The organism is Tenacibaculum mesophilum, from assembly GCF_003867075.1.
Classification (GTDB): Bacteria; Bacteroidota; Bacteroidia; order Flavobacteriales; family Flavobacteriaceae; genus Polaribacter; species Polaribacter mesophilus.
Genome location: NZ_CP032544.1, coordinates 3,026,298 through 3,051,518, shown reverse-complemented (window position 1 = coordinate 3,051,518; position 25,221 = coordinate 3,026,298). Strand labels below are relative to the sequence as shown.

Genomic DNA, 25,221 nt, shown 5'->3' with positions numbered 1-25,221 from the left:
ACGATAGTTTTATTTTTGTTGAAATTTGTACAAACTTACAAAAAGCAAATAGTTAATCGAACTTAATACCCATAAGAAATGTTTGGAAAAGGAAGTAAATTGTATAGTATTTTTAATAGTAAATGTCCTCGATGTCATGAAGGAGACTTCTTTAAATACAAACTTAACTTCAACCCTAAAAAAGTAACTACTTTACATGAAAATTGTCCTCAATGTAATTTTAAGTACATGATGGAGCCTTCTTTTTTCTTTGGTGCGATGTATGTAAATTACGCGCTTGCAGTAGCTCTTTTTGTTGCTATTTTTATTATTGCTAAAGTTTTTATTGGCTTATCTATTTTACATAGTTTCATAGCTATAATAGTTGTTTCTTTAATATTAACACCTATTACATTAAGACTTTCAAGAATTATTTGGATTAACCTATTTGTGGGTTATAAAAAGAACGCCAAAGAATTACAATCAGAAAAATAACTCTACTAGGAATAAGTTTATTATTTCTTAAAATATAAAAAGGTTCGTTATTCAACGAACCTTTTTATATTTATTTCTTTATCCAACTCTTCACCCTTCTCGAGATGATTATATAAGTTTTCTGCAACAGTTGGGGCAATCATTACACCACGTGTTCCTAAGCCGTTTAAAATAGCTAATTTTTGATATTCTGGATGTTTTCCTACTAAAGGTCTTCTATCTTTTACTGTAGGGCGTATTCCTGCTGATTGTTCAATTACTGTATATGGAACTGATATTATCTTTTGTAATTTTTCTTCCAACTCTTTTCTTCCTTCTTCTGTTGGAACTGATGTTTTATCTGTCCAATTAAAAGTAGCTCCTACTTTATATGTATCGTCACCTAACGGCATTATAAATACACTGCCTTTTAATAAAAAATCTATTTTTAGTTCGGGAGCATGAATTGTTATCGTTTCTCCTTTCGTTCCATTTAAAGGCAAATAATTAAAAAATGGGTTTTTCTTTAAACCAAATCCTTCACTAAACACAATTCTTTTTGCTGTAATATTATCATAACTTACTTTATCTTCTTGAATAGTAACTTTTGAATAGTCAAAGGCTTGTTCTAGGAGACTTTTTAATGATTTTATATACTCTTTATAAGACTTTACTAATAAAGGGGTATCAATTCTTCCTGTTCCTTTTAATTCTCCAAATCCATAATTACCTATAATTCCTTTTATTTTTTTTTTTGATATTTTTGGATTCATATAGTAAGACAACATTGGTTTATCTGATGCAATGAACCAATTGTTTTCATCTCCTACACTTGAAAATACTTTTTTAGTAGTAAATTTATAATCTAAGTTAAGTTGTAACTTTTCTTCTAGTTCTTCATAAAAAGGGATTGCCTTTTCTAGTTGTTCATGTCCATTCCAAACTGGCGTAAATCGTTTTAAGATTACAGGATTGTATACTCCACCAGCAACTACTGAAGATACTTGTGAAGTATTTTCAAAAACAATAAAACTTTTATTGTTTTTAATTAATTGTTCTGTAAAGGCTATTCCTGATAACCCTAAGCCAACGATGATATAATCTACCTCTTTATTCATAATTCAAAAGTACTACTATTGTAATAAAAAAGAGCTTGCAATGCAAGCTCTTTTTTGTTTATACTGAAAAGGAATATTAATAATTCCACATATCCATTTCTCTATTACGAATACCTTCTTTAATTCTATTTGCTTCTAACAATTGAAATAAAGAGTTACCACGAACATAATCAGAAATAGCTCTGTCTCCATAAATGTTCTCTTCTCTCAAAATGGTTGAGTTAAAACGTCTTGCATTTAACAAGTTGTCATAAGAAAGTGGTTGTGCTGAATTTTCTGGGTTGAATACTTTCGAACTATGTAACGTTTCACGAGCATCTGGGAAAAACACCCAAAATAATGGATATACATTTTCACTATCGTCAATTTCTTCAACTCCCATTACTTGTACATCTGGCCCCATAGGTGCTAAGGCTAATAAACGATATTTTAACTCACCTTGGCGTTTGTCAAAATACCAAATACCTTTCAATTTAAATCCTTTAATATCCTGAGACTGTACATAATAATCATCCACATAATCTCCATTTTGACGTTGATTATGAACCATCATTTCTATATCGTTCATACCAATCTTTGTAGTAAAATAAGAGTCGTTATAAACCTCAGTTATTTCACCGTTTTTGATACCTTTTAATAAAGTATCAAATAAAGAACGTCTTGTAAGACCTGCATTCATAGTATCAATTGGGTAATAATAAGGTAGATTTATTTTCTGGTTTAAATCTACATATTCCCACACCACTTTAGACCATAACACATCTCTATCACTAATGTAGCCATAAGGAAGTGGTTTGTCATCTTCTGAAGCTATTTGAGCTTCAGATTTAACTCCAATTTCATCTACCTTTTTAGCATTTAAAAGGTTAGCTTGTGCACTTGCATAGCTTGTCGCAGCAAACGCGAATAAAACCATATAAAAACGCTTCCAATTCATACTTTCTTATTTTTTACTTATTAATTTGTAATTTCTACGCTAACAGGTAATACTTTTTTAATTTTGTAGTTAGAACCTGATACTGATGCTTTGATATCAAAAATCGTAATTACATCATTTCTTCTAGCCTTATTTATAGCTGCTTTAGCTCTAGAGTTTAAGCCTCTACCACTAACTGAAATAGCTACTTGTCCTGGTACTTTAACCTTAAAGCTAGATACGTTTAGTTTTAAATCAAATAAGAAGTCTGGTAATCCTGCAGCTACGCTTATTCTTCCTAAACTAGCTTTTGGCATTTTTACGGTACCATATTGACCTCTAACCATACCTACTGCTGGTGGTATGTCTTTAATTCTAAATTTCTTAACAGAACGTACACCTTTTGATGCACCCGTTGGAGTTCCTGTAACTACGATGTTTACCTCACTACCTTTTCCTGGATACATAGTATACTTGTCTCCTCTAACTCTTTTCAATCCTGGAGCTTTTGCAGAAACTTTATTTCCTGGTACTCCTGGAATAGAAATAGTTAACGGGTTAGCTAAACCACGGTATACTACATTCATTTTATCTGCAGAAACTAGAGCTTCATTTGGTCTAGGAATAACAGCATAAGCTCCTTTAATATCTATTTTTACAATAGAATCTCCTTCTTTAAATTGGAACTCTCCTTTTAATTCCTTATCTCCTACATTACCTGCTGGACCGTCTAGAATAACTTGTCCTGCTTGAATTTTTTCTTGCTCAACTTCTTTATCATTAATAATAACTTTCTCTGCAGTTAAATTAGGATCTTTTTTTCCTAATACAATTCTACCTGATAAGTTTTCTCCAGGATAATAAGCACTCTTATCAAAAACAACCATTGCTTCATATTTGGTCATAGATACAGCACTTTGTAATTCTCCTTGTAATAAAGCTGTTAAAGCATCAGATTCTGTAGCTTTAATATCTGCTTGGATTTGAGTTAACTTAGTTAAAGACGCAATTAAAGGGAAACCTTCAAAATGATATTTTAACCAGTCAATTTTTTTACCGTCTTTATTTTCTACTTTACTTGTATTAAAACGAGCGGCTATTACATCTGCTACTTCTGTACCTTCTAAAGCAGCAACAGCATCATTTCTGAAAGCATCTATCTTAGCAACAAATTCTTGTCCTTTTTTTGATATTTTACCTCCTTTAAAGAACAATTCATCTAAAAATTTAGACTTATCCATTGTTTCATATGCTTTTTTATCTTCTAAATCACCAGTCATTTGGCTCTTTAAATCTCCTACGTAAGCATATAATTCATCAGCTGCTACTTTTAACTTATCTGTTTTCTCCTTAGCTTCACCGTATTGCTTAGCTTGTTCTGCTGCCTTTTGAGCTAACGTTTCGTAAGCTGTTTTATTTTTCTCTGTTGCTTTTTGGTTAGCTACTGTTAACTTTTCATTCATTAATCCAAAGGCAGATAATACTTCCTTACTCATGTTCATTGCTAACATTGCAATAAACACTAAGTACATAAGGTTAATCATCTTCTGCCTTGGTGATAGTTGTCCTCCTGCCATATTAATTAGTTTGTTTAGTTAATAATTAGATTAAACTAATTAATTATTTGTTAGACATTGCAGTTAACATTCCTCCATATACTCCATTTAATGAAGATAGGTTTGTTGCTAACGATTGCATTTGCTCTTGTAAACGTTGAGAGTTTTCTACCATAGCTGAGTTTAAATCGGCTTGTTTACTAGCATTTTCTACTTGAGTTTGGTATAAACTATTTAATGATTCCATTTGAGCTGCTGCTCTAGACATTTGTTCATTGTAACTATTAGTAGCTGAAATTGATTGAGAAGCTGAAGCTAATGGCTCTACTGCTCCTTGGAAGCTTTTAATACTGTCTCCTAAACGAGATACTAATTGAGCATCTAATTTAGCTTCACTTAGTATATTGTCTAATTTTTGAGATAACATGCTTTGTGCTTCTTCTGGTGAAGCAGAAACTTTTTTATCTCTTTTGTTACCTGATGATTGTCCATCTGCTAACTCTGGGTATACTTTTGTCCAATCTAAATCGTCTTCAACTGCTTCAAACGCTGACAATGCGAAAACTGCTGCTTCAACAATCATACCTACCATTAATACTTCATTTCCAAAAGGCCAGTGTAAAATTTTAAATAATGCTCCAATAATAACTACTGCGGCTCCTAAACCGTAAGCCATGTTGAACATTTTTTTAGTTGATTTTGATTGTGCCATAATTCTTGATTTTTAAAATTTGGGGATTAATATTTATTCTTGTTTTCTTGTTTAATTACTTTTATTGGTACCTAAATAATCTTGTACGGTTCTAAATCCGATATAACTTCTTGCGGTGTCAGCGTATTCCCAATCACGAGAACTTACCTCTAAGAAATATGCTACATCTTTCCAAGATCCTCCACGTATTATCTTTCTTCTATTTTCTTTTATTTCAACATTAGGGTTCATGGTAGACCCCATATAATAAGACATTTGATTGTAAGCTGTATTTGTCCATTCTGAAACATTACCTGCCATATTAAACAATCCATACTCATTAGGATTATAAGACATTGCTTCAACTGTGTAAAGGGCTCCATCAGCTGCATAATCTCCACGAACTGGTTTAAAGTTTGCTAAAAAACATCCTCTATCACTCGTTGTACTAGGTCCTCCCCAAGGATATTTACCATAATCTAATCCTCCACGTGCTGCATATTCCCACTCTGCTTCTGTAGGCAATCTGAAAGCAGGCACTAAACCTAACTTCTTTCTAGATCTTTGAAAATTATTTTTTGTTTGGGTTCTCCAATGACAGAATGCTTTTGCTTGATTCCATGTTACCCCTACTACTGGGTAATTCTCATACGCTTTGTGTCCGAAATACTCTTGATGCATTGGATCATTGTATGAATAATTAAAGTCTTTTATCCATACTGTTGTATCTGGATACACATTTATAACTTCGTCTTTTAAGAAATCTCTTCTATTCTTACCTGTTCTTGCTGCAGCTTCATTATCAAACCAATAATACCTATAGTTTAATAATTTTGTATTAAATGTTCTAATTCCATTTAAAGCCTCATCTTTTCTAATATATAAAGAGTCCATCACCTCTACATAATCAGCATCAGGATATTCTTGTGAATCCCAAATTAACTCTTCTTCCCAGTTTAATGGTTTTAGTGAATCTAATCCTTCTCCTAATTCGTAATAATTTTCACGCATGTACTTATCATACGGAGTTTCATTAACAGTATCTTTTGATGCAAAAGCATATAATTGTATTCCTTGTGCATTTTTACCTGTATTAGCTGCATCCTCTCCTCCTAAAGAAGCAAATTCTGCTTGATAAGCTAATTTAGTTCTTGTTATGGAATCTCTTACCCAATGAACAAAAGCTTTATACTCACTGTTTGTTATTTCAGTCTCATCCATGTAAAATGGTTGTACCGTAACTGTTTTAGTTGGAGCATTCATAGCCCCCATAGGGTCTTCATCTTGTTTTCCCATAGTGAAAGATCCTCCTGGGATTTTAGCCATACCATATGGTTTTTCAGCAAACCATTTCCTTTTAGATTTCACTCCTACTAACTCTCCCCTATCACCACTTGAACCACAAGAGTAAATGATAGATGCTAACAATGCAAGTACTGTTATTTTTTTCATATTAAATCTTTCTTATAAAAGAGGCGTAAACCTATTATTTTTTTTATTAAAAAACAATTACGAATTATTATTTTTTACAGAACATACAACTTTCTTTTAAACAAGCTTTTGCAAAGCCTTATACCACCTTTCTGGTATTTTTTGTTGTAATGCTTGTTCATAATCTCGATAGTTACATGGTATTAACGCATGTCTTTTGTGTTTATTATTTGATATTAAATTTATTTCCATCCACCAACGACCGCTTTTATCACTCTTATAAAAGTTTATTGGATCATCATCATTTAAAAGTACCGTAAACTTTTGGTAACTTTCTTTGGTTACAAATGGGTAATCTTTAGCTCTTGAATTTACTCCTTCTATGAAATACCAAATTACTTGAGCTATTAATTTTGCTGTTTGATGATTTAAATCTAAAAGGCTATTGTACTCGTATATTCCAAAAGATGTTACCTTATCACTTATCCCTGCATAACGTGCAACAGCACATAACTCTTCTCCATAAAATCCATTTGGCGAAGCATTTTTATTTGCAGGAGCATCGCTTTGACGTACACTGCCTATATCTACGCTTACAACATCTGCGTCACGCATTATTGGCTCTACCAATGTTATGTTTTTAACTTCTCCTAATCTGTAGGCTTCAAAATATAATTTATCTAATAGATTTATTTCTTCTTGAGAATTAAAGTAGGTTTGGTACCCTATATTACTGAAGTTAAACAGATTATTAGGTTCCTCCATTACAATTCTACTTAAATAAGATTGAGAGTTTAATTCTTCTTCTATTGAGCCTAGATCAAACCGACTATCAACAACTACTAAGTTAACTGTTTGCTCTAGTTCGTCGTAAGCTCTATAATTTGCGTAAGTTAAATCTTGTCCTCCTCCAATTATTACAGGAAGTATATTTTTTTTTAGTAAAAATGCTACTGATGATTTAACAGCAAAGTAGGTATCTTCTAATGTATTTCCTTTCTCTATGTTTCCGAGATCTGCTATACGAGTATGCCAGTTACCAGGAAATAATTGATACAAATGTTTACGAATTTCGTGTAATTCTTTACCACTCCCTAAATTACCTGCTGCTCCTCTATCATCTTTAACCCCTAAAATTGCGATAGTTACTTCTGTTAAATCTGGAAAACCATCTTGAACAGTATGTAGTTGAATAGTTCTTCCTAATACAGAAGAAGGCTGTAAAACTACACTAGTAGCTACAGAATCTTCAATAGGGGAAAAGAAGTCTATATTCATTTATTAGGGGAATTTTTGGAGTCGCAATATACTAAACTATTTTTTTTCTGAAAGCTTCTTTATTTTTTTTTGGTTGCTTTCTTTTTAGCTGTTTTTTTCTTAGGTGTTTTTGCTTCAATCATTTTAACAGCCTCTTCTTGTGTTAGTTTTTCTATCTCTGTTGTCTTTGGAAGTTCTACCTTTATCTTTCCTTTTATTACATTAAAACGTCCCCAGCGTGCTTTTTCTACACGAATACCAACCTCTTCAAAATTGTGGATTAGCTTTTCACGCTCTTTTCTTTTTTTATCTTCTATTAATTCTTCTAAATCTGCTTGACTTAAATTATCAAAGTCGTATTTTTTATTTACGTTGATAAAAATAGAGTTCCATTTAATAAAAGGGCCAAAACGCCCTACTCCCTTTTGAATTGGCATTCCTTCATATTCTCCAATAGGAGCATCTGCTTTTCTTTTTGCTTCAATCAATTCAATAGCTCTATCCATATCTACAGACATTGGATTTTCTCCTTTATCTAACGATACATATTTACCATCAAATTTAATATAAGGACCAAATCTTCCATTAGCTACAACTACTTCTTTCTCTTCATAGTCTCCCAATGTTTTTGGCAACTTAAATAAATCCATTGCCTCTTCATAGGTAATTGAATTCATTGTTTGGTCACCTTGTAAACTTGCAAAACGAGGTTTCTCTTCATCAGTTGCCTCTCCTATCTGCACCATTGCTCCGTAACGCCCTAAACGCACATACACATTCTTTCCACTTTCAGGATCTACACCTAATAAACGTTCCCCTTTTGCTTTTTCTGCATTTGCAGCAACATCTTCTACAACAACATGAAAGTTTTTATAAAAGTCTTTAATCATTGCTATCCAATCTTCTTTTCCGTCTGCAATTTCATCAAATTCATTTTCTACTTTAGCTGTAAAACCATAATCTAAAATTGCATCAAAATTTTCTACTAAGAAATCATTTACTATATTTCCTATATCTGTTGGCACGAGCTTTCCTTTATCTGAACCTACTCTTTCAGTTAAAATTTGCTCTGACACTTCTTGATTGGCTAAACTTAATTGAGTGTAATTTCTTTCTTTTCCTTCTACAGTCCCTTTTTCAATATACTCTCTTCTTTGAATAGTTGAAATGGTTGGTGCATACGTAGAAGGGCGACCAATACCTAACTCTTCTAATTGTTTTACCAAGGATGCTTCAGAAAACCTTGCTGGCGGACGTGTGTAACGTTCAGTTGCTGTTATCAACTCGTTTATTAATTCTTCATTTACTTCCATTTTAGGTAACATTCCTGCCTGTTCTTCCTCTTCGTTGTCTGTCCCTTCTAAATATACTTTTAAAAATCCTTCAAAAGTAATTACCTCTCCATTTGCAGTAAACTGCTTTTTATTCTTATTGTTATCTATTTTTACGACGGTACGTTCTAGCTTAGCTTCACTCATTTGTGAAGCTAATGTGCGTTTCCAAATTAAGCTATACAACCTTGTTTGATCATACTCACCTGTAATTTCATGATTCTCCATGTTAGTCGGACGAATTGCCTCATGCGCTTCTTGTGCTCCTTTAGACTTAGTTGCATAATTACGTGGCTTGCTATATTCTTCACCATAAGAAGCTATAACTTCTGCTTGAGCAGCTTTTTTTGCATCATCAGATAAGTTTACACTGTCTGTTCTCATGTAGGTTATTAACCCTGCTTCATACAAACGTTGTGCTACCATCATAGTTTTGGCAACTGGAAAACCTAATTTTCTTGATGCTTCCTGTTGCAACGTCGATGTAGTAAATGGCGGTGCTGGAGATTTTTTTGCTGGTTTTTTTTGTAAATCAGCAACAGAAAATTCTGCTCCTAAACAAGAATTCAAGAAATTTTCAGCTTCTTTTTTTGTTGAAAAGTTCTTTGCTAATTTTGCTTTAAACTTTTTTCCTTCTGCATTTACAAACTCTGCATCAACACGATAAGAAGCTACTGGTGTAAAACCTTCAATTTCTCTTTCACGTTCTACAATTAAACGTACTGCAACCGATTGTACCCTACCTGCTGACAATCCTGGTTTTACTTTTCTCCATAATACAGGAGATAATTCATATCCTACAATTCTATCTAACACACGTCTTGCTTGTTGAGCATCAACAAGATTATAATTAATTGTACGTGGGTTTTCAATTGCTTTTAAAATTGCATTTTTAGTAATAGAGTTAAAAACAATACGCTTAGTGTTTTCATTTTTCAACTTCAATTGTTCCGCTAAGTGCCATGCTATAGCTTCTCCCTCGCGGTCTTCATCGGATGCTAACCAAACAGTTTCTGCTTTCTTTGCTAAGTCTTTCAGTTTTTTTACTACCGCTTTTTTATCGGTAGAAACTATATACTTCGGTTTGAAATCTCCTTCTACATTTACTCCCAACTCCTTAGATGGTAAGTCTGCAATGTGTCCAAAACTCGATTCAACCTGAAAGTCCTTTCCTAAAAACTTTTCTATCGTTTTCGCCTTAGCAGGTGACTCAACTATTACTAAATTTTTTGCCATACGTCTTATATCTCTTATCTCATTTTACACTTTTGTAATATAAGTGTAATTCAGTTTGCAAAAGTATATAGTTTTTTTTTAATGGGTCTTTTTTAACAAAATTTTACTTTTTCTTAAAAAAACAATCCATGTCAATTTGTCACAAATTACACTTTTTGGTTGTATCTTTGCAGCCTATTTTAGTACGATTTAAGGATTTATGGAACACGTAGAGAAAGTAATTGATGAAAAAAAACAAGGAAAAGCCCTTGTTACAGAACACAAAGAAGGAAACAACAAAAAACTTTTTATAGAAAGTTATGGTTGCCAAATGAATATGAACGATAGCGAAATTGTGGCGTCAATTTTAGCAGAGCAGGGTTTTAATACCACTCAAAATTTAGAAGATGCTGATTTAGTATTGGTAAATACATGCTCTATTCGTGAAAAAGCAGAAACCACTGTTCGTAACAGACTCCAAAAATACAATGCTGTTAAAAAGGTAAATCCAACGATGAAAGTTGGTGTACTGGGTTGTATGGCAGAACGATTGAAAGAAAAGTTTTTAGAGGAAGAAAAAATCGTTGATTTAGTTGTTGGTCCTGATGCTTATCGTGACTTACCTAATTTAATTGAAGAAGTTGATGCAGGTCGTGATGCTGTAAATGTAATATTGTCAAAGGAAGAAACGTACGCTGATGTTTCTCCTGTTCGTTTAAACTCTAACGGAGTTTCTGCATTTGTATCAATTACTCGTGGTTGTGATAATATGTGTACATTCTGCGTAGTTCCTTTTACTCGTGGTCGTGAACGTAGTCGTGATCCTAAGAGTATTATTGAAGAAATTCGCAGTATGCAAGAAAAGAACTTCAAAGAAATTACTTTATTAGGTCAAAATGTTGATTCTTATTTATGGTATGGTGGTGGATTGAAAAAAGATTTCAAAAAAGCATCTGAATTGGCACAAGCTTCTGCAGTAGATTTTGCTCAATTATTAGACATGTGTGCTACTGAGTTCCCAAAAATGCGTTTCCGTTTTTCTACGTCTAACCCACAGGATATGACACTGGATGTAATTCATGTTATGGCTAAACACCAAAATATTTGTAAGTACATTCACTTACCTGTTCAAAGCGGGAGTAACAATATGTTAAAAGCTATGAATCGTCAACACACTCGTGAAGAGTACATGGAGTTAGTTGATAATATTTATAAAATTGTTCCTGAAATGGCTTTAAGTCAAGATATGATTGCGGGGTTCTGTGGAGAAACCGAAGAAGACCATCTTGACACTTTAGACATGATGAACTATGTAAAATATAGCTTCGGGTTTATGTTTGCTTATTCAGAAAGACCAGGAACCTTGGCTGCTAAGAAAATGGAAGACAATGTTCCTTTGACTATTAAAAAACGTCGTTTACAAGAAATAATTAATCTACAACAAGAACATAGTTTATACAGAGCTAAAGAGCATGTGGGTAAAATTCAGGAAGTTTTAATCGAGGGAACTTCTAAAAGAAATGAAAACGAATGGAAAGGTCGTAATACACAAAACACTGTTGTTGTTTTCCCTAAAGAAAACTACAAAATGGGTGATTTTGTAAATGTAAAAATTGAAGATTGTACTTCTACTACCTTAAAAGGTACGGCTGTTGGATATTCTGACAATAATTAATTTATAGAAAAGAGTGTAAAGAGAAAAGAAAAAGGTATAAGCTTTTCTCTCTGCTCTTTTTTCTTTATTCTAAAAAAGAAATGGAAAATTTACAAGCTATAAAACAACGCTTTGGCATTATCGGTAACGATATGCAACTAAATCGTGCTATTGAAAAATCGATTCGTGTTGCTCCCACTGATATTTCGGTATTAGTTACTGGTGAAAGTGGTGTTGGAAAAGAAAGTATACCAAAAATAATTCATCAATTATCACACAGAAAACATGCAAAATACATTGCAGTTAACTGTGGAGCGATTCCTGAAGGAACAATTGACAGCGAATTATTTGGACATGAAAAAGGAGCTTTTACAGGAGCTACACAAACCCGAAAAGGCTATTTTGAAGTGGCTGATGGCGGAACTATTTTTTTAGATGAAGTTGGTGAACTGCCGTTAACCACGCAAGTACGTTTATTACGTGTTTTAGAAAATGGAGAATTTATAAAAGTAGGATCTTCACAAGTACAAAAAACAAATGTTCGTATTGTAGCTGCAACCAACGTTAATATGCACGAAGCCATTTCTAAAGAGAAATTTCGTGAAGATTTATATTACCGTTTAAGTACTATAGAAATTCCACTACCTCCTTTGAGAGAACGTGGTGAAGACATTCATTTATTATTTAGAAAGTTTGCTGCCGATTTTGCACAAAAATACCGAATGCCTACCATCAGGTTAAATGAGAATGCTGTAAAGGTTTTATTGAACTATCATTTCCCTGGTAATATTCGTCAATTAAAAAACATTGCCGAACAAGTATCAATAGTTGAGGAAGATAGGCTAATTACCCCTGAAAAACTAATTCAATATTTGCCTGAAAACCGTAGTAATCTACCTGCTGTTGTAGGTGACAGAACTACAAGTCAATCAGATTTTGCTAATGAACGAGACATCATGTATAAAATCTTGTTTGATATGCGTAATGACATTAATGATCTAAAAAAGCTAACGCTAGATTTAATGCAAAACGGAGACTCTGAACAGGTACAAGAAGACAATCATCGTTTAATTGAACGTATTTATCAAGATCAAGATTTATCAGAAGCTTCAAACATTGAGGTAGTACAAATTCCAAAATCAACTTCTCATCAAAATGATTATGATTATGCGGAAACCATTGAGGAAGATGAAAGTTTATCGTTACAAGAAAAAGAAATAGAAATGATAAAAAAGTCTCTCGAAAAAAACAATGGTAAGCGTAAATTAGCTGCCAAAGAATTAGGAATATCTGAGAGAACCTTATACAGAAAAATAAAACAATACGATTTATAATAGCTACATTGTTTACTTTTAAAAAATTATTCAACTTTAAATGAAAAAAACTCTTTATATAGTATCGTTACTTATTACTTTTACAACCATTATTGGTTGTGGAGCATACTCTTTTACTGGTGGAAACACAGGAAATGCAAAAACAATTCAGGTTGATTTTTTTCCTAACCAAGCACCTTTAGTTGAACCAATACTTAGTCAAAAATTCACACAAGATTTACAAGACTTATTTACACGTCAAACTAATTTAACCTTGGTTAGCACTAGTGGTGATTTACATTTTTATGGTGAAATTGTTGATTATCGCATTACACCAATGAGTGCCACAGCTCAACAAACAGCTGCTCAAAACCGATTAACAATTACTGTAAATGTTAACTTTGTTAATGCTTTAGAAGAGAAAGATAATTTTGAAAAACGTTTTTCTTTTTACTACGATTATGGAGCTAATCAACAATTAACTGGAGGAGTTTTAGAAACAGCTTTAAATGAAATCATAGAACGTATTACGCAAGATATTTTTAATGCCTCAGTGGCAAAATGGTAATTTTTTGAATAAGGATTTATACATACAGTTATTAGAAAAGCCTGAATTAATTTCGCAAGAACATCTTTCAGACATTACTGATATTATTCAAGAATATCCTTTTTTTCAATCAGCTAGAGCGCTTCGTTTAAAAATTTTAAAAAACCAAGAAAGTTATAAATACAACAACGAGTTAAAAATAACGGCAGCTCACACCAGTGATAGAACTATTTTATTTGATTTTATTACCTCTGAAGCTTTCAAAGAAGCTCCTATAAAAGAAGAAAAGATTAGTTTAAAAGACAAAATTCTTCCTAAAAGGAAACAAGTAAAAGTTTCAGCAATAGAAGAAGATTTAGCTATTGGCAAACCTCTTTCTTTCACACAAAACGAAACCTTTTCTTTTAATCAATGGTTGCAACTATCATCTAAAAAAACTATTGTTAGAACTTTAGATAATAAAATTTCAGAAAAACAAGCTAAAGAAATGCCTGTTAAGTCTGAACATGAAGCTATTATTGATCGTTTTATTGAAACTGCTCCAAAAATTTCTCGTCCTAATAAAACAAATACTTCGGATATAAAAATATCCGAAAATCAACAGAACAACCAATTAGCTACTGAAACTTTAGCTAAAGTATATTTAGAACAAAAGAAATACGACAGTGCTATTCAAGCATATAAAATATTAAGTTTGAAATATCCAGAAAAAAGTGGTTTCTTTGCAGACCAAATTAAAAGAATACAAATTTTACAAAACAATAAATAGATGACAACGTATACTTTACTTTTAGTTTTAATATTGATTGTTGCAATAGCATTAATCTTAATTGTAATGGTTCAAAATCCTAAAGGTGGAGGATTATCTTCATCATTTGGAGGCGGTGGAGCTCAAAATATTGGAGGTGTACAAAATACAAATAGCTTTTTAGACAGAACTACTTGGACATTAGCTATTACTATGTTTGCTTTAATTTTATTAGCAAACTTCGCTATTCCAAGAGGAAATGCAGCTGACGCTCCTCAATTAAATGAAACCTTAAACAATATTGAAACTACAACAACTCCTGCTACACCAGCAGCAACAGATACAGCTAAAGACAGCGCTCAGTAGTTTTTCAAAAAATAGAATATAAAATGCCAACGTAAATGACACGTTGGCATTTTTTTTTATTTATTAATCCAATGTATTAGAAAAATTGTCAGCAAAAATCTAATGGCATAATTTCTGACAAAATACTACCAGTAAAATTAATTTAATCAATCAAAATATATAAAATGGGATTAAACATTAAACCTTTAGCAGACAGAGTTCTTGTTGAACCAGCTGCAGCAGAAACTACTACAGCATCAGGAATCATCATCCCTGACAACGCAAAGGAAAAACCACAAAAAGGTACTGTCGTAGCCGTAGGGAACGGAACAAAAGATGAGCCTTTAACTGTAAAAGTTGGTGATACTGTTTTATACGGAAAGTACGCTGGTACAGAGCTTAAATTAGAAGGAAAAGATTATTTAATTATGAGAGAAAGCGACATTTTCGCTATTATCTAAAATTTCTTTGCTATTAGCTTTTCGCTATTAGCCTATTAAACAAAAAATTTAAAACCAAGCCAACAGCTATATGCTAACGGCAAAAAACTTAAACAAACATGGCAAAAGATATAAAATTTGATGTAGACGCTCGCGATGGATTAAAACGCGGGGTAGATGCATTAGCGAATGCAGTAAAAGTAACTTTAGGGCCTAAAGGACGTAACGTTATTATTTCTAAATCTTTCGGAGCTCCTCATGTAACTAAAGATGGAGTTTCTGTAGCTAAAGAAGTAGAACTAGAAGATGAGTTAGAAAACATGGGAGCTCAAATGGTAAAAGAAGTAGCTTCTAAAACTAACGATTTAGCAGGTGATGGTACTACTACTGCTACAGTATTAGCACAAGCTATCGTAAAAGAAGGTTTAAAAAACGTAGCTGCGGGTGCTAATCCCATGGATTTAAAACGTGGTATTGATAAAGCTGTAGCTGCTATTACTGAAGATTTAGCTAAACAATCTAAAGAGGTTGGTGATTCATCAGAGAAAATCAAGCAAGTAGCTGCAATCTCTTCTAACAACGATGCTATAATTGGTAACTTAATTGCTGAAGCTTTTGAAAAAGTTGGTAAAGAAGGAGTAATTACTGTAGAAGAAGCTAAAGGGACTGACACTTATGTTGATGTTGTTGAAGGAATGCAGTTTGACCGTGGATACTTATCTCCATACTTCGTTACAGATGCTGATAAAATGATTGCTGATTTAGAAAATCCATATATTTTATTATTTGATAAAAAGATTTCTAACTTACAAGAAATCTTACCTATTTTAGAGCCAGTTGCTCAATCAGGAAGACCTTTATTAATCATTGCTGAAGATGTTGATGGACAAGCATTGGCTACTTTAGTTGTGAACAAACTACGTGGTGGATTAAAAATTGCTGCTGTTAAGGCTCCAGGATTCGGAGACAGAAGAAAAGCAATGTTAGAAGACATCGCTATTTTAACTGGTGGTACTGTAATTTCTGAAGAAAGAGGTTTCTCTTTAGAGAATGCTACTTTAGATTTATTAGGAACTGCTGAGACAGTAACTATTGATAAAGACAATACAACTATCGTAAACGGATCTGGTGATGAAGAACAAATTAAGGCTCGCGTAAACCAAATTAAAACACAAATTGAAACTACTACTTCTGACTACGATCGTGAGAAATTACAAGAACGTTTAGCGAAGTTAGCTGGTGGTGTTGCTGTATTATATGTTGGTGCTGCTTCTGAAGTAGAAATGAAAGAAAAGAAAGACCGTGTTGATGATGCTTTACATGCTACAAGAGCCGCTGTAGAAGAAGGAATTGTTGCCGGTGGTGGTGTTGCTTTAGTACGTGCTAAAAAGGTATTAGAAACTATTACTACAGAAAATTTAGACGAAACTACAGGTATTCAAATTGTTAATAGAGCTATTGAATCTCCATTACGTACGATTGTTGAAAATGCTGGTGGTGAAGGTTCTGTTGTAATTAACAAGGTATTAGAAGGTAAAAAAGACTTTGGATATGATGCTAAATCTGAACAATATGTAGATATGTTAGAGACTGGTATTATCGATCCTAAGAAAGTAACTCGTGTAGCTTTAGAAAACGCTGCTTCTGTTGCTGGAATGATCTTAACTACTGAGTGTGCTTTGGTTGACATTAAAGAAGATGCTCCTGCAGGTGGTGGAATGCCTCCAATGGGTGGTGGAATGCCAGGAATGATGTAAGTCGAGAAGCTCGACACCTAGATAGTAAAAAACCTCGAGAAAAATTCTCGAGGTTTTTGTTTGGCGTGATTTTTGCTTTTTTTAAAATTAAAAACTTAATAGTATGAAAACAAAAAAATATTTACTACTAATTCTTGCTTTTATTTCTTTAAACTTATCTGCTCAAGAAGAGAAAAAAACAAAGAAAGAATCATTTGATATTATAATCAATAACAACGAAATCAAATCAAACCAACTGCTTTTAGACTTTTTACAAAGAGATTCTAGACTTAAAGACATGCAGATAAGTAAATTAATTGATTACCAGAGAAAAAACAACACAAGCAACTTCGAAAACGCAAATACAAGGAAATTAAAAAAGTTTGGTAAGCCAAGTCCAACGGTTACTACAATTATTGTTGATAATGAAGTTATTTTAGGAGACGGTATTAACAGACTTTATCTTTTAGATCAAGTAAGGATGAAAAATATAAATAAAATAACTAGATCTAATCCTAGTTTTGATCAAGAAATTCATATTCATATGTTATAAAAAATAAATCCATAAGAAACTCGAGAGCTTCTCGAGTTTTTTATTTACATAAATTTTCTTAGTTTTAAGAAAAATTTATGCAAAAAATAATACTCTATCTAGTTCTTTTCTCTAACATATTTACTTTCTCTCAAGGACCTCTTATTACTCAAAGCTATTCTTCTTATTTTGAAAACACCAGAGAAATACCTTTCTTACATATAAATAAAACTACATTTTTAACAGGACAAGAGCTTTGGTTTAAAGCTTATATACTTGAGCAAAATTCACAAAAGCTACACCCAACAACATCGAACCTATACGTATCTATTTTTGATTTAGAAGGAAAGTTAAAAACTCAAAAATTAATACATATTAAAAACGGGCTTGGTACAGGTAATATTTTATTAGACTCTACTTTTGTAGATAATTCTTATTACATAAAAGCCTCTACAAATTGGATGAAAAACTTCAAAGAAGACAATTCTTTTATTCAAAAAATTTCCATCATAAACAGTAATAATAATAATAATAATAATAATGATAGTAAAATAATAAAAGAGAGTGCTTCATATGAATTTAAACTGTTTCCAGAAGGAGGCCATATTCTTTCCAATACAATTAACAACTTTGGTATTCTAATAAAAAATAAAAACGGAGAAGGAATTAAAATTAACAAAGGAGTAATAAAGAATAACTTAAACGAAATAGTCAAAAACTTCTCTACTAACTCTTTTGGGTTGGGTAATACAAATTTATTAATTAGAGGAGGTGAAACTTACGAATTTGAAGCTGTATTAGAGAATGGACAAACTATAAAATCATCAACCCCGTTACCTAAAAATAAAGGAGTAACTCTCAGAGTTATTAATTCAAATCCAAATTTTTTCTTAATTAATATACTTACTAATAAAAACTCTTTAAATCAACTAAAAAACCGCTCTTTTAAAGTTCTAATTCACAACACAAGGAAATTTATATCTTATAATTTTAATTTTAACTCTAAAGACACTAAATACTCTTTGTTTATTAACAAAAATGATATTGATAAAGGAGTTAATATAATCACAGTTTTTGATTATAAAAATACTCCTATCTTAGAGCGACTTATTTTTATTAATTCTCCTTCCCTTTTTACTGATATAAATATAAAAAACACTCCTGATAACTTAAGTGATTCCACCTCTATTCACTTAAAAAACAACACAAATGAAAAGGTTTTCTTAAGTTCTTCTTTTCTTCCTATAAAAACAAAAAGCTATTCCCCTGAAAACAACACAAATACATCTTTTTTATTAAAACCCTATATTAAGGGAAACATAGAGAACCCTAGTTATTACTTCAATAACATTAACAATAAAAAACTTAGAGAACTTGACCTATTGTTGATAACACAAGGCTGGAGTAAATATAATTGGTTTGATATATTTAATAATCCTCCTAAAACTAATTATTCATTTGAAAATGGTATCAATATTGTTGGAACTCTTTCTAGTTCTTTAAATCAGAAACAGTCACTTTTAATATATTCTTCTAATAATAATATTATTAGGGAGATTAAAGAAAAAAATCAATTCATATTAAAAAACACATCTATTAAAAAAAACACTTACATAAATTTTGGGATAAAGACTAAAAATAATATTCAAAAAGTATCTCCTTATCTACAGTTTTCCAATACTATTTTAATTGATTCAATCAATAAAAATAATTTGCTTTCTAATAGCTTTGAAAATTCAAGCACTGAATTACCTAACTCTATGTTTCAATTAAAGAAATTTGAAACTTTAGATGAAGTTATAATCAACAAAAAGAAAGATATTAAGTCTGAAAATAACCCCTATGGTGCAGCTACAATGCTAACTAGAAAAGTCATCGATAATACAACTATAGCTTCAGGTGAAACAATTTTAGATTATTTAAAAAGCAAAAACTACAAAACAACAACAAAAGATGGCTACCTATATATAAGATCTAGGGGGTTAGGAAAATCTACTTCTAACCTATCACAATTAAGAAAAAACACTGAAGGAGGTGATACTTCCATTAGTCCAGTAAATTCTAGAGATCGTCTTAAATTAGACGTACGAGTTTTTTTGGATGAAAACGAAATAAGTTATGACTTATGGATGCTTGAGAGTATTTATCTTAATACAGTAAAAGAGATTTATTATGGTAGAGTTCATGATGTTAGGTCTAATGAACATATTTATATTTACACCTTATCTCCAAGAGAATATAGCAAGAATAATACTTCTTTCTTTAGTGAGTATAAAGTAGAAAAAGGATTCTCTATCGAAAAAGAATATTACACTCCTGAATATAACTCTTACGTAGACAATACTTATAAATATTATGGTGATATCTTTTGGGAACCAAATATAGAAATAAAAGCAAACTCTAAATTTGATTTTAAAATCCCACAGAATTTACAAGAAAAAGTCATTGTTTATATTGAAGGGGTTTCTGAGTCTGGAAAACTAATATCTAAAAAATATATTATTTCAAAAAAAACTAATCCGTAACAAAAATCTCGAGAAATTCTCGAGGTTTTTTATTTCTAGTACTTTTTTTAAATCTTTCGCTCTACTACATAATCAATCATTTGCAGTAGGGAATTTTTATAATCTGAGTCTGGATAATTGTCTAAAATGGCTAATGCCTTATTTTTATAGTCGTGCATTTTAGCAGTAGTATACTCCAATCCCCCATTTTCTTTGACAAAAGCAATAACTTCTTTTACCCGTTTTTTGTTTTTGTTATGCTTCTTAACGGAATTTATTAACCACGATTTTTCTTTTGGAGAACAAGTATTCAAGGTATAAATTAACGGAAGTGTCATCTTTTGTTCTTTGATATCTATTCCTGTTGGTTTACCTATTTTGTCTTCAGTGTAATCAAATAAATCATCTTTAATTTGAAAAGCAATACCAATATACTCTCCAAACTTACGCATCTGTTGCACTGTTTTATTATTTGCTCCTACCGAAGCAGCACCAATACCACAACAAGCTGCTATTAGCGTAGCTGTCTTTTGACGGATAATTTCAAAATAAACTTCTTCAGTAATATCTAGTTTGCGAGCTTTTTCAATTTGTAATAACTCCCCTTCACTCATTTCTCTAACCGCAATAGAAATCAGTTTTAACAAATCAAAATCTTCATTATCTATAGAGAGTAATAATCCTTTGGATAGTAAATAATCACCTACTAAAACAGCTATTTTATTCTTCCAAAGTGCATTAATTGAGAAAAAACCTCTACGTCTATTACTATCGTCAACTACATCATCATGTACTAATGTTGCTGTGTGGATTAATTCTACTACTGAAGCTCCTCGATATGTACGTTCATCAAAACCACCATTAGAAACCATTTTTGCTACCAAAAACACAAACATTGGTCGCATTTGCTTTCCTTTTCTGCGGACGATATAATAGGTAATTCTGTTTAATAATGGAACTTTAGACAACATCGAATCTTTGAACTTTGTTTCAAAGAGTTCCATTTCTTTAGCAATCGGAAGTTTTATTTGCTCAACTGGCTTCATATAGTGAACAAAAATAAGAATAAAAAATGTTTACTTTTGATTAAAAACAAAATATGAAACACTTAAAGACAAGAGCGATTGTTTTTCTTATAATCTGCACCTGTTTAATATTATTAGGAAGCTACATTTCTGACGGTAATCAACGCTCTTGTTTAGGTAATCCAGTTATTTTACCATACATTTTTTTAGGTCTCCCTTTTGTATTTTTGTTAGGTATACTGGATATTATCGTTTTAACTTTTTTAAAGAAACTAAGACTTTATAAAATTATTATTAACTTAAGTTTAATTCTAGTTTCTTTTCTCATTGCTTTTCTATTTATAGAGTACTAAGATTTATTAGCTAATTGCCCACAAGCAGCATCAATATCTTTTCCTCTAGAACGACGCACATTTACCACAATATCGTTCATTTCAAGATTAGAAATATAATTGTTTAAAGCTCTATCTGATGCTTGTTGAAACTCTCCGTCATCTATTGGGTTGTACTCAATTAAATTAACCTTACACGGAACATATTTGCAGAATTGCACCAAGGCATCAATATCTTCTTTTCGATCGTTAATTCCATTCCAAACAACGTACTCATACGTTATTTTTCGTTTAGTCTTTTCATACCAATACTCCAAAGATTCCCTTAGATCTTTTAATGGAAAAGTAGCATTAAATGGCATAATAGATGTTCGAACCTCATCAATAGCGGAGTGTAATGAAACTGCTAAATTAAAACGTACTTCATCATCTGCCATTTTTTTAATCATTTTAGGCACACCAGAAGTTGATACGGTAATTCTTCGAGCTGCCATTCCCAAGCCTTCTTCTGAAGTTATTTTATCAATAGCTTTAATTACGTTGTTGTAATTCATTAAAGGTTCTCCCATTCCCATAAAAACAATATTTGACAATTTATGATTATGGTATAACCTACTTTGTTTATCAATTGCTACAACTTGATCGTAGATTTCATCCGCATTTAAATTACGCATACGTTTTAAACGAGCTGTTGCACAAAATTTACAATCTAAACTACATCCTACTTGACTAGATACACAAGCTGTAGTACGTTTTTCTGTAGGAATTAAAACTGACTCTACAATTAATCCGTCATGAAGTTTAATTGCATTTTTTATAGTACCATCATTACTACGCTGCATTGTATCAACTTCAATATGATTGATTACAAAGTTCTCATCAAGCATTTTTCTTGTTACTTTAGATAAACTTGTCATATCATCAAACGAATGTGCTGCTTTATGCCATAACCATTCATATACTTGGTTACCTCGAAAGGCTTTATCTCCGTTTTCAACAAAAAAGTCACGGAGTTGTTCTTTGGTTAATGCACGTATGTCTTTTTTCTTTACTATCATCATCAGGTACAAAAATACACAAAACCTCACAAGTAACTTGTGAGGTTTTGTAAATGGTTTAAAAACTGTTTTATAAAATTAACATCGCATCTCCGTACGAGTAAAATTTATATTTTTCTTTAATTGCTTCATGGTATGCTTCCATAATAAAATCGTGCCCTGCAAATGCAGAAACCATCATTAACAATGTAGATTTAGGCGTATGAAAATTCGTTACCATAGAGTTAGCTATACTAAAATCATAAGGAGGAAAAATAAACTTATTCGTCCATCCTTCAAAAGCGTTTAATTGATTGCTTGAAGAAACAGATGATTCTATAGTTCTCATTACAGTAGTTCCAATTGCACATACTCTTTTTTTGTTGGCTATAGCATTATTTACAATATCTGCACTAGCTTGTGGGATAATAATTTGCTCAGAATCCATTTTGTGCTTAGATAAATCTTCAACCTCAACTGGATTAAATGTACCTAAACCTACATGCAATGTTGTTTCAGCAAAATCTACTCCTTTAATTTCTAATCGTTTCATTAAGTGCTTAGAGAAGTGTAATCCTGCTGTTGGTGCTGCTACTGCTCCTTCGTGCTTAGCAAAAATAGTTTGGTAACGATCTTCATCTTCTGGCTCTACCTCACGTTTTATGTATTTTGGTAATGGAGTTTCTCCTAACTCAATTAATTTTTTTCTAAATTCATCGTAAGGTCCATCAAATAAGAAACGTAATGTTCTACCTCGTGAAGTAGTATTGTCAATAACTTCAGCTACTAAACTTTCATCGTCTCCAAAGAATAATTTATTACCTATTCTTATTTTTCTTGCTGGATCTACTAATACATCCCACAAACGATTTTCAGCATTTAATTCACGTAATAAAAATACTTCAATACGGGCTCCTGTTTTTTCCTTGTTCCCGTACATACGAGCTGGAAAAACTTTCGTATTGTTCAACATCATTACATCTCCTTCATCAAAATAATCGATTAAATCTTTAAATAGTTTATGCTCGATTTTTTGTGTGTCACGGTGCAATACCATTAATCGTGCTTCATCTCTATGCTCTGAAGGATATTCTGCCAATAATTCTTTTGGCAATTCAAAATTAAAATTTGATAATTTCATTTGTAAAATTTTCTTAACGGTGGCAAATATACAATTTCAACATAGGGGTTGTCAAGCTATTGCCCTATTATTTTATGGTAACATTCTGAATTCCTACACTCAGCATATCTTTCCAAAAACTTCTATACGATTTAGTTACTACTTCTGCTTCTAAAATTTCTATGGAAACTTTTAATGCTAACGGAGCAAATGCCATTGCCATACGGTGATCATTATAAGTGGCTATTTGAATATTCTCTTTAATTTTTATAGATGATTTTAAGTGTAAACTTTCATTAGTAACAGAAATATCTGCTCCTAATTTTGTTAACTCTTCACGTAATGCTTCTAAACGATCAGTCTCTTTAATTTTTAAGGTATGTAGCCCTGTTAAATCACAAGTAACACCTAATCCGAAACATGTAACTGCAATAGTTTGGGCTATATCTGGTGCATTTTTTAAATTTTCTTTCAATACAGCTGAACTATGTTCTTTTTCTTTGGTTAAAAGAATTGAGTTGTCTTTAAAAGTAGTCGTTACTCCAAAGTGTTTATAAATTTTTTCCAAGCAACTATCTCCTTGCAGACTATCTTTTTTATACGCTGATAATTTCACAAAGGAACCTACTTTACTCAACGCTATAATCGAATAAAAATAAGACGCTGAACTCCAATCAGACTCAACTACAACTGTTTGTTTCTCTAAAGTTAATTTAGGTTTTATTTTAATAACCTGTCCTTTAAACTCAGCTTCAACCTTCAATTGATGTAATAGCTGTAAGGTCATATTGATGTAAGGGACAGACGTTATTTCACCTATTAACTCAATCTCTAATCCGTTTTGTAAACCTGGAGCAATTAACATTAATGCTGAAATATATTGACTACTTACATTTCCATTAATCGAAACCTTATCCTTTGCTAGTTTTTTCCCTGATATTTTAAGTGGCGGGTATCCTTCTTTTTCAACGTACTCTATAGTTGCTCCTAAATCACGGAGCGCATTAACCAAAATTTCAATCGGTCGATTATGCATGCGGTCTGATCCTTGCAATATTTTTGTAACGCCTTCTTGTGTTGCAAAAAAAGCAGTTAAAAAGCGCATCGCAGTTCCTGCATGTCCAATATCTGCAACTATATCATCAGAGGTTAACGCTCCTTGTAAATGGTGTGTATCGTCAGAATCTGATAAATTTTCTATCCGTAAACCTGAATATAATTGCTGTAAAATCAACAATCTATTCGATTCACTTTTTGAACCTGAAATGGTTATGTGAGTACCTGAATTAAATTCTTCAGTTTTTAATCTTAAATCCATAAAAAACTATTTCGTTTTTTTATTTACAATGTATACACTATAAATAAGTGCGATTACTATTTTGCTCAACCAAAAACGAATCCACTGTTTATTTGCGAAATGTACATTGTACACAGTTTCAAAGTCTCCTGAAAAAATAGCCCCTCCTGTTTTAAATAATAAAGAAAATACCGCTACGATTATTAAAAAAGGAGTTCCTACTTTTAAAACATTAATCCAAAAACTTCCTTTTTGTATATTATTAATGAGACTCATTTATTGTAGTTTTTTGTTATTGTGATGACGATCGTGATCTCTTTTAGTTTTAATATCCAACTTCTTATCAAAGGCTTCTTGCAAATTTACGCCTGTTTGATTTGCTAAACACAACACTACAAACATTACATCGGCCAATTCTTCTCCTAAATCTTTGTTTTTATCACTTTCTTTTTCACTTTGCTCTCCATAACGACGCGCAATAATTCGAGCAACCTCTCCAACTTCTTCTGTTAGTTGCGCCATATTTGTTAACTCGTTAAAGTAACGTACTCCGTGATTTTTAATCCAATCATCTACCTGTTTTTGTGCGTCTTGTATATTCATATTTTCTGCTTTCTTATTAA

General features: G+C 31.9%; 23 protein-coding genes. 10 read left to right on the top strand and 13 right to left on the bottom strand.

Annotated features, from left to right (window positions below; translation table 11 throughout):
• The first annotated feature begins 78 nt into the window (after window positions 1–78).
• On the top strand, window positions 79–474 hold the full coding sequence (locus D6200_RS13940; protein ID WP_047788549.1) for a DUF983 domain-containing protein: 396 nt from the start codon (window positions 79–81) through the stop codon (window positions 472–474).
• Window positions 475–521: 47 nt separating this feature from the next.
• On the opposite strand, the gene D6200_RS13935 is transcribed toward D6200_RS13940, so the two are convergent.
• From D6200_RS13935 to topA, 7 genes are all read right to left on the bottom strand, one after another.
• The gene (locus D6200_RS13935) at window positions 522–1,571 is read right to left on the bottom strand and encodes an NAD(P)/FAD-dependent oxidoreductase (RefSeq protein ID WP_073181766.1); all 1,050 of its coding nucleotides are present in this window, start codon (window positions 1,569–1,571) and stop codon (window positions 522–524) included.
• Between the two features lie 76 nt (window positions 1,572–1,647).
• Entirely contained in the window at window positions 1,648–2,508 is an 861-nt protein-coding gene (gene porN / locus D6200_RS13930; protein ID WP_083574764.1) for a type IX secretion system ring subunit PorN/GldN, read from the bottom strand.
• A 20-nt stretch (window positions 2,509–2,528) separates the two neighbouring features.
• Complete coding sequence (gene porM / locus D6200_RS13925) at window positions 2,529–4,064, bottom strand: type IX secretion system motor protein PorM/GldM (RefSeq protein WP_073181768.1); 1,536 nt, start codon at window positions 4,062–4,064, stop codon at window positions 2,529–2,531.
• A 43-nt stretch (window positions 4,065–4,107) separates the two neighbouring features.
• Window positions 4,108–4,755, bottom strand: coding sequence for a type IX secretion system motor protein PorL/GldL (porL, locus tag D6200_RS13920; RefSeq protein ID WP_073181770.1), 648 nt, complete (start codon window positions 4,753–4,755; stop codon window positions 4,108–4,110).
• A gap of 51 nt (window positions 4,756–4,806) precedes the next feature.
• The gene (gene porK, locus D6200_RS13915; protein ID WP_073181772.1) at window positions 4,807–6,186 is read right to left on the bottom strand and encodes a T9SS ring complex lipoprotein PorK/GldK; all 1,380 of its coding nucleotides are present in this window, start codon (window positions 6,184–6,186) and stop codon (window positions 4,807–4,809) included.
• Window positions 6,187–6,282: 96 nt separating this feature from the next.
• Window positions 6,283–7,443, bottom strand: coding sequence for a formimidoylglutamase (locus D6200_RS13910; RefSeq protein ID WP_073181774.1), 1,161 nt, complete (start codon window positions 7,441–7,443; stop codon window positions 6,283–6,285).
• Window positions 7,444–7,502: 59 nt separating this feature from the next.
• Entirely contained in the window at window positions 7,503–9,989 is a 2,487-nt protein-coding gene (gene topA / locus D6200_RS13905; RefSeq protein WP_073181776.1) for a type I DNA topoisomerase, read from the bottom strand.
• 199 nt (window positions 9,990–10,188) lie between these two features.
• Here topA and miaB point away from each other — a divergent pair, with 199 nt between their 5' ends.
• From miaB to D6200_RS13860, 9 genes are all read left to right on the top strand, one after another.
• Complete coding sequence (gene miaB, locus D6200_RS13900) at window positions 10,189–11,643, top strand: tRNA (N6-isopentenyl adenosine(37)-C2)-methylthiotransferase MiaB (protein WP_047788556.1); 1,455 nt, start codon at window positions 10,189–10,191, stop codon at window positions 11,641–11,643.
• 80 nt (window positions 11,644–11,723) lie between these two features.
• Entirely contained in the window at window positions 11,724–12,956 is a 1,233-nt protein-coding gene (locus tag D6200_RS13895; RefSeq protein ID WP_073181778.1) for a sigma-54 interaction domain-containing protein, read from the top strand.
• A 40-nt stretch (window positions 12,957–12,996) separates the two neighbouring features.
• Window positions 12,997–13,503 (top strand): LptE family protein, encoded by a 507-nt coding sequence (locus tag D6200_RS13890; RefSeq protein ID WP_047788558.1) that lies wholly within the window; start codon window positions 12,997–12,999, stop codon window positions 13,501–13,503.
• 4 nt (window positions 13,504–13,507) lie between these two features.
• Entirely contained in the window at window positions 13,508–14,251 is a 744-nt protein-coding gene (locus D6200_RS13885) for a hypothetical protein (RefSeq protein ID WP_240627182.1), read from the top strand.
• Window positions 14,252–14,596 carry a preprotein translocase subunit SecG gene (gene secG, locus D6200_RS13880; protein WP_047788559.1) on the top strand — a complete coding sequence of 115 codons (345 nt, stop codon included), beginning with the start codon at window positions 14,252–14,254 and terminating at the stop codon, window positions 14,594–14,596. It begins immediately after the preceding gene.
• Window positions 14,597–14,760: 164 nt separating this feature from the next.
• The gene (locus D6200_RS13875; RefSeq protein WP_047788560.1) at window positions 14,761–15,036 is read left to right on the top strand and encodes a co-chaperone GroES; all 276 of its coding nucleotides are present in this window, start codon (window positions 14,761–14,763) and stop codon (window positions 15,034–15,036) included.
• 98 nt (window positions 15,037–15,134) lie between these two features.
• Window positions 15,135–16,772 carry a chaperonin GroEL gene (groL, locus tag D6200_RS13870; protein WP_073181780.1) on the top strand — a complete coding sequence of 546 codons (1,638 nt, stop codon included), beginning with the start codon at window positions 15,135–15,137 and terminating at the stop codon, window positions 16,770–16,772.
• Window positions 16,773–16,875: 103 nt separating this feature from the next.
• The gene (locus D6200_RS13865; RefSeq protein WP_073181782.1) at window positions 16,876–17,304 is read left to right on the top strand and encodes a hypothetical protein; all 429 of its coding nucleotides are present in this window, start codon (window positions 16,876–16,878) and stop codon (window positions 17,302–17,304) included.
• 77 nt (window positions 17,305–17,381) lie between these two features.
• Window positions 17,382–19,808: a hypothetical protein gene (locus D6200_RS13860; RefSeq protein WP_073181785.1), complete on the top strand. Its 2,427-nt coding sequence runs from the start codon at window positions 17,382–17,384 to the stop codon at window positions 19,806–19,808.
• Between the two features lie 47 nt (window positions 19,809–19,855).
• Here D6200_RS13860 and D6200_RS13855 read toward each other — a convergent pair whose 3' ends face one another.
• The 6 genes from D6200_RS13855 to D6200_RS13830 all read right to left on the bottom strand — a co-directional run bounded on the left by D6200_RS13855 (window position 19,856) and on the right by D6200_RS13830 (window position 25,201).
• On the bottom strand, window positions 19,856–20,833 hold the full coding sequence (locus tag D6200_RS13855) for a polyprenyl synthetase family protein (protein ID WP_047788564.1): 978 nt from the start codon (window positions 20,831–20,833) through the stop codon (window positions 19,856–19,858).
• A gap of 328 nt (window positions 20,834–21,161) precedes the next feature.
• Window positions 21,162–22,202 carry a 23S rRNA (adenine(2503)-C(2))-methyltransferase RlmN gene (rlmN, locus tag D6200_RS13850; protein ID WP_172644833.1) on the bottom strand — a complete coding sequence of 347 codons (1,041 nt, stop codon included), beginning with the start codon at window positions 22,200–22,202 and terminating at the stop codon, window positions 21,162–21,164.
• A gap of 70 nt (window positions 22,203–22,272) precedes the next feature.
• On the bottom strand, window positions 22,273–23,322 hold the full coding sequence (queA, locus tag D6200_RS13845; protein WP_047788566.1) for a tRNA preQ1(34) S-adenosylmethionine ribosyltransferase-isomerase QueA: 1,050 nt from the start codon (window positions 23,320–23,322) through the stop codon (window positions 22,273–22,275).
• A gap of 67 nt (window positions 23,323–23,389) precedes the next feature.
• The gene (locus D6200_RS13840) at window positions 23,390–24,619 is read right to left on the bottom strand and encodes a 3-phosphoshikimate 1-carboxyvinyltransferase (protein WP_073181788.1); all 1,230 of its coding nucleotides are present in this window, start codon (window positions 24,617–24,619) and stop codon (window positions 23,390–23,392) included.
• A gap of 6 nt (window positions 24,620–24,625) precedes the next feature.
• Complete coding sequence (locus D6200_RS13835) at window positions 24,626–24,874, bottom strand: hypothetical protein (RefSeq protein WP_073181790.1); 249 nt, start codon at window positions 24,872–24,874, stop codon at window positions 24,626–24,628.
• Window positions 24,875–25,201 (bottom strand): nucleotide pyrophosphohydrolase, encoded by a 327-nt coding sequence (locus D6200_RS13830; protein WP_073182681.1) that lies wholly within the window; start codon window positions 25,199–25,201, stop codon window positions 24,875–24,877.
• Window positions 25,202–25,221: the final 20 nt, after the last annotated feature.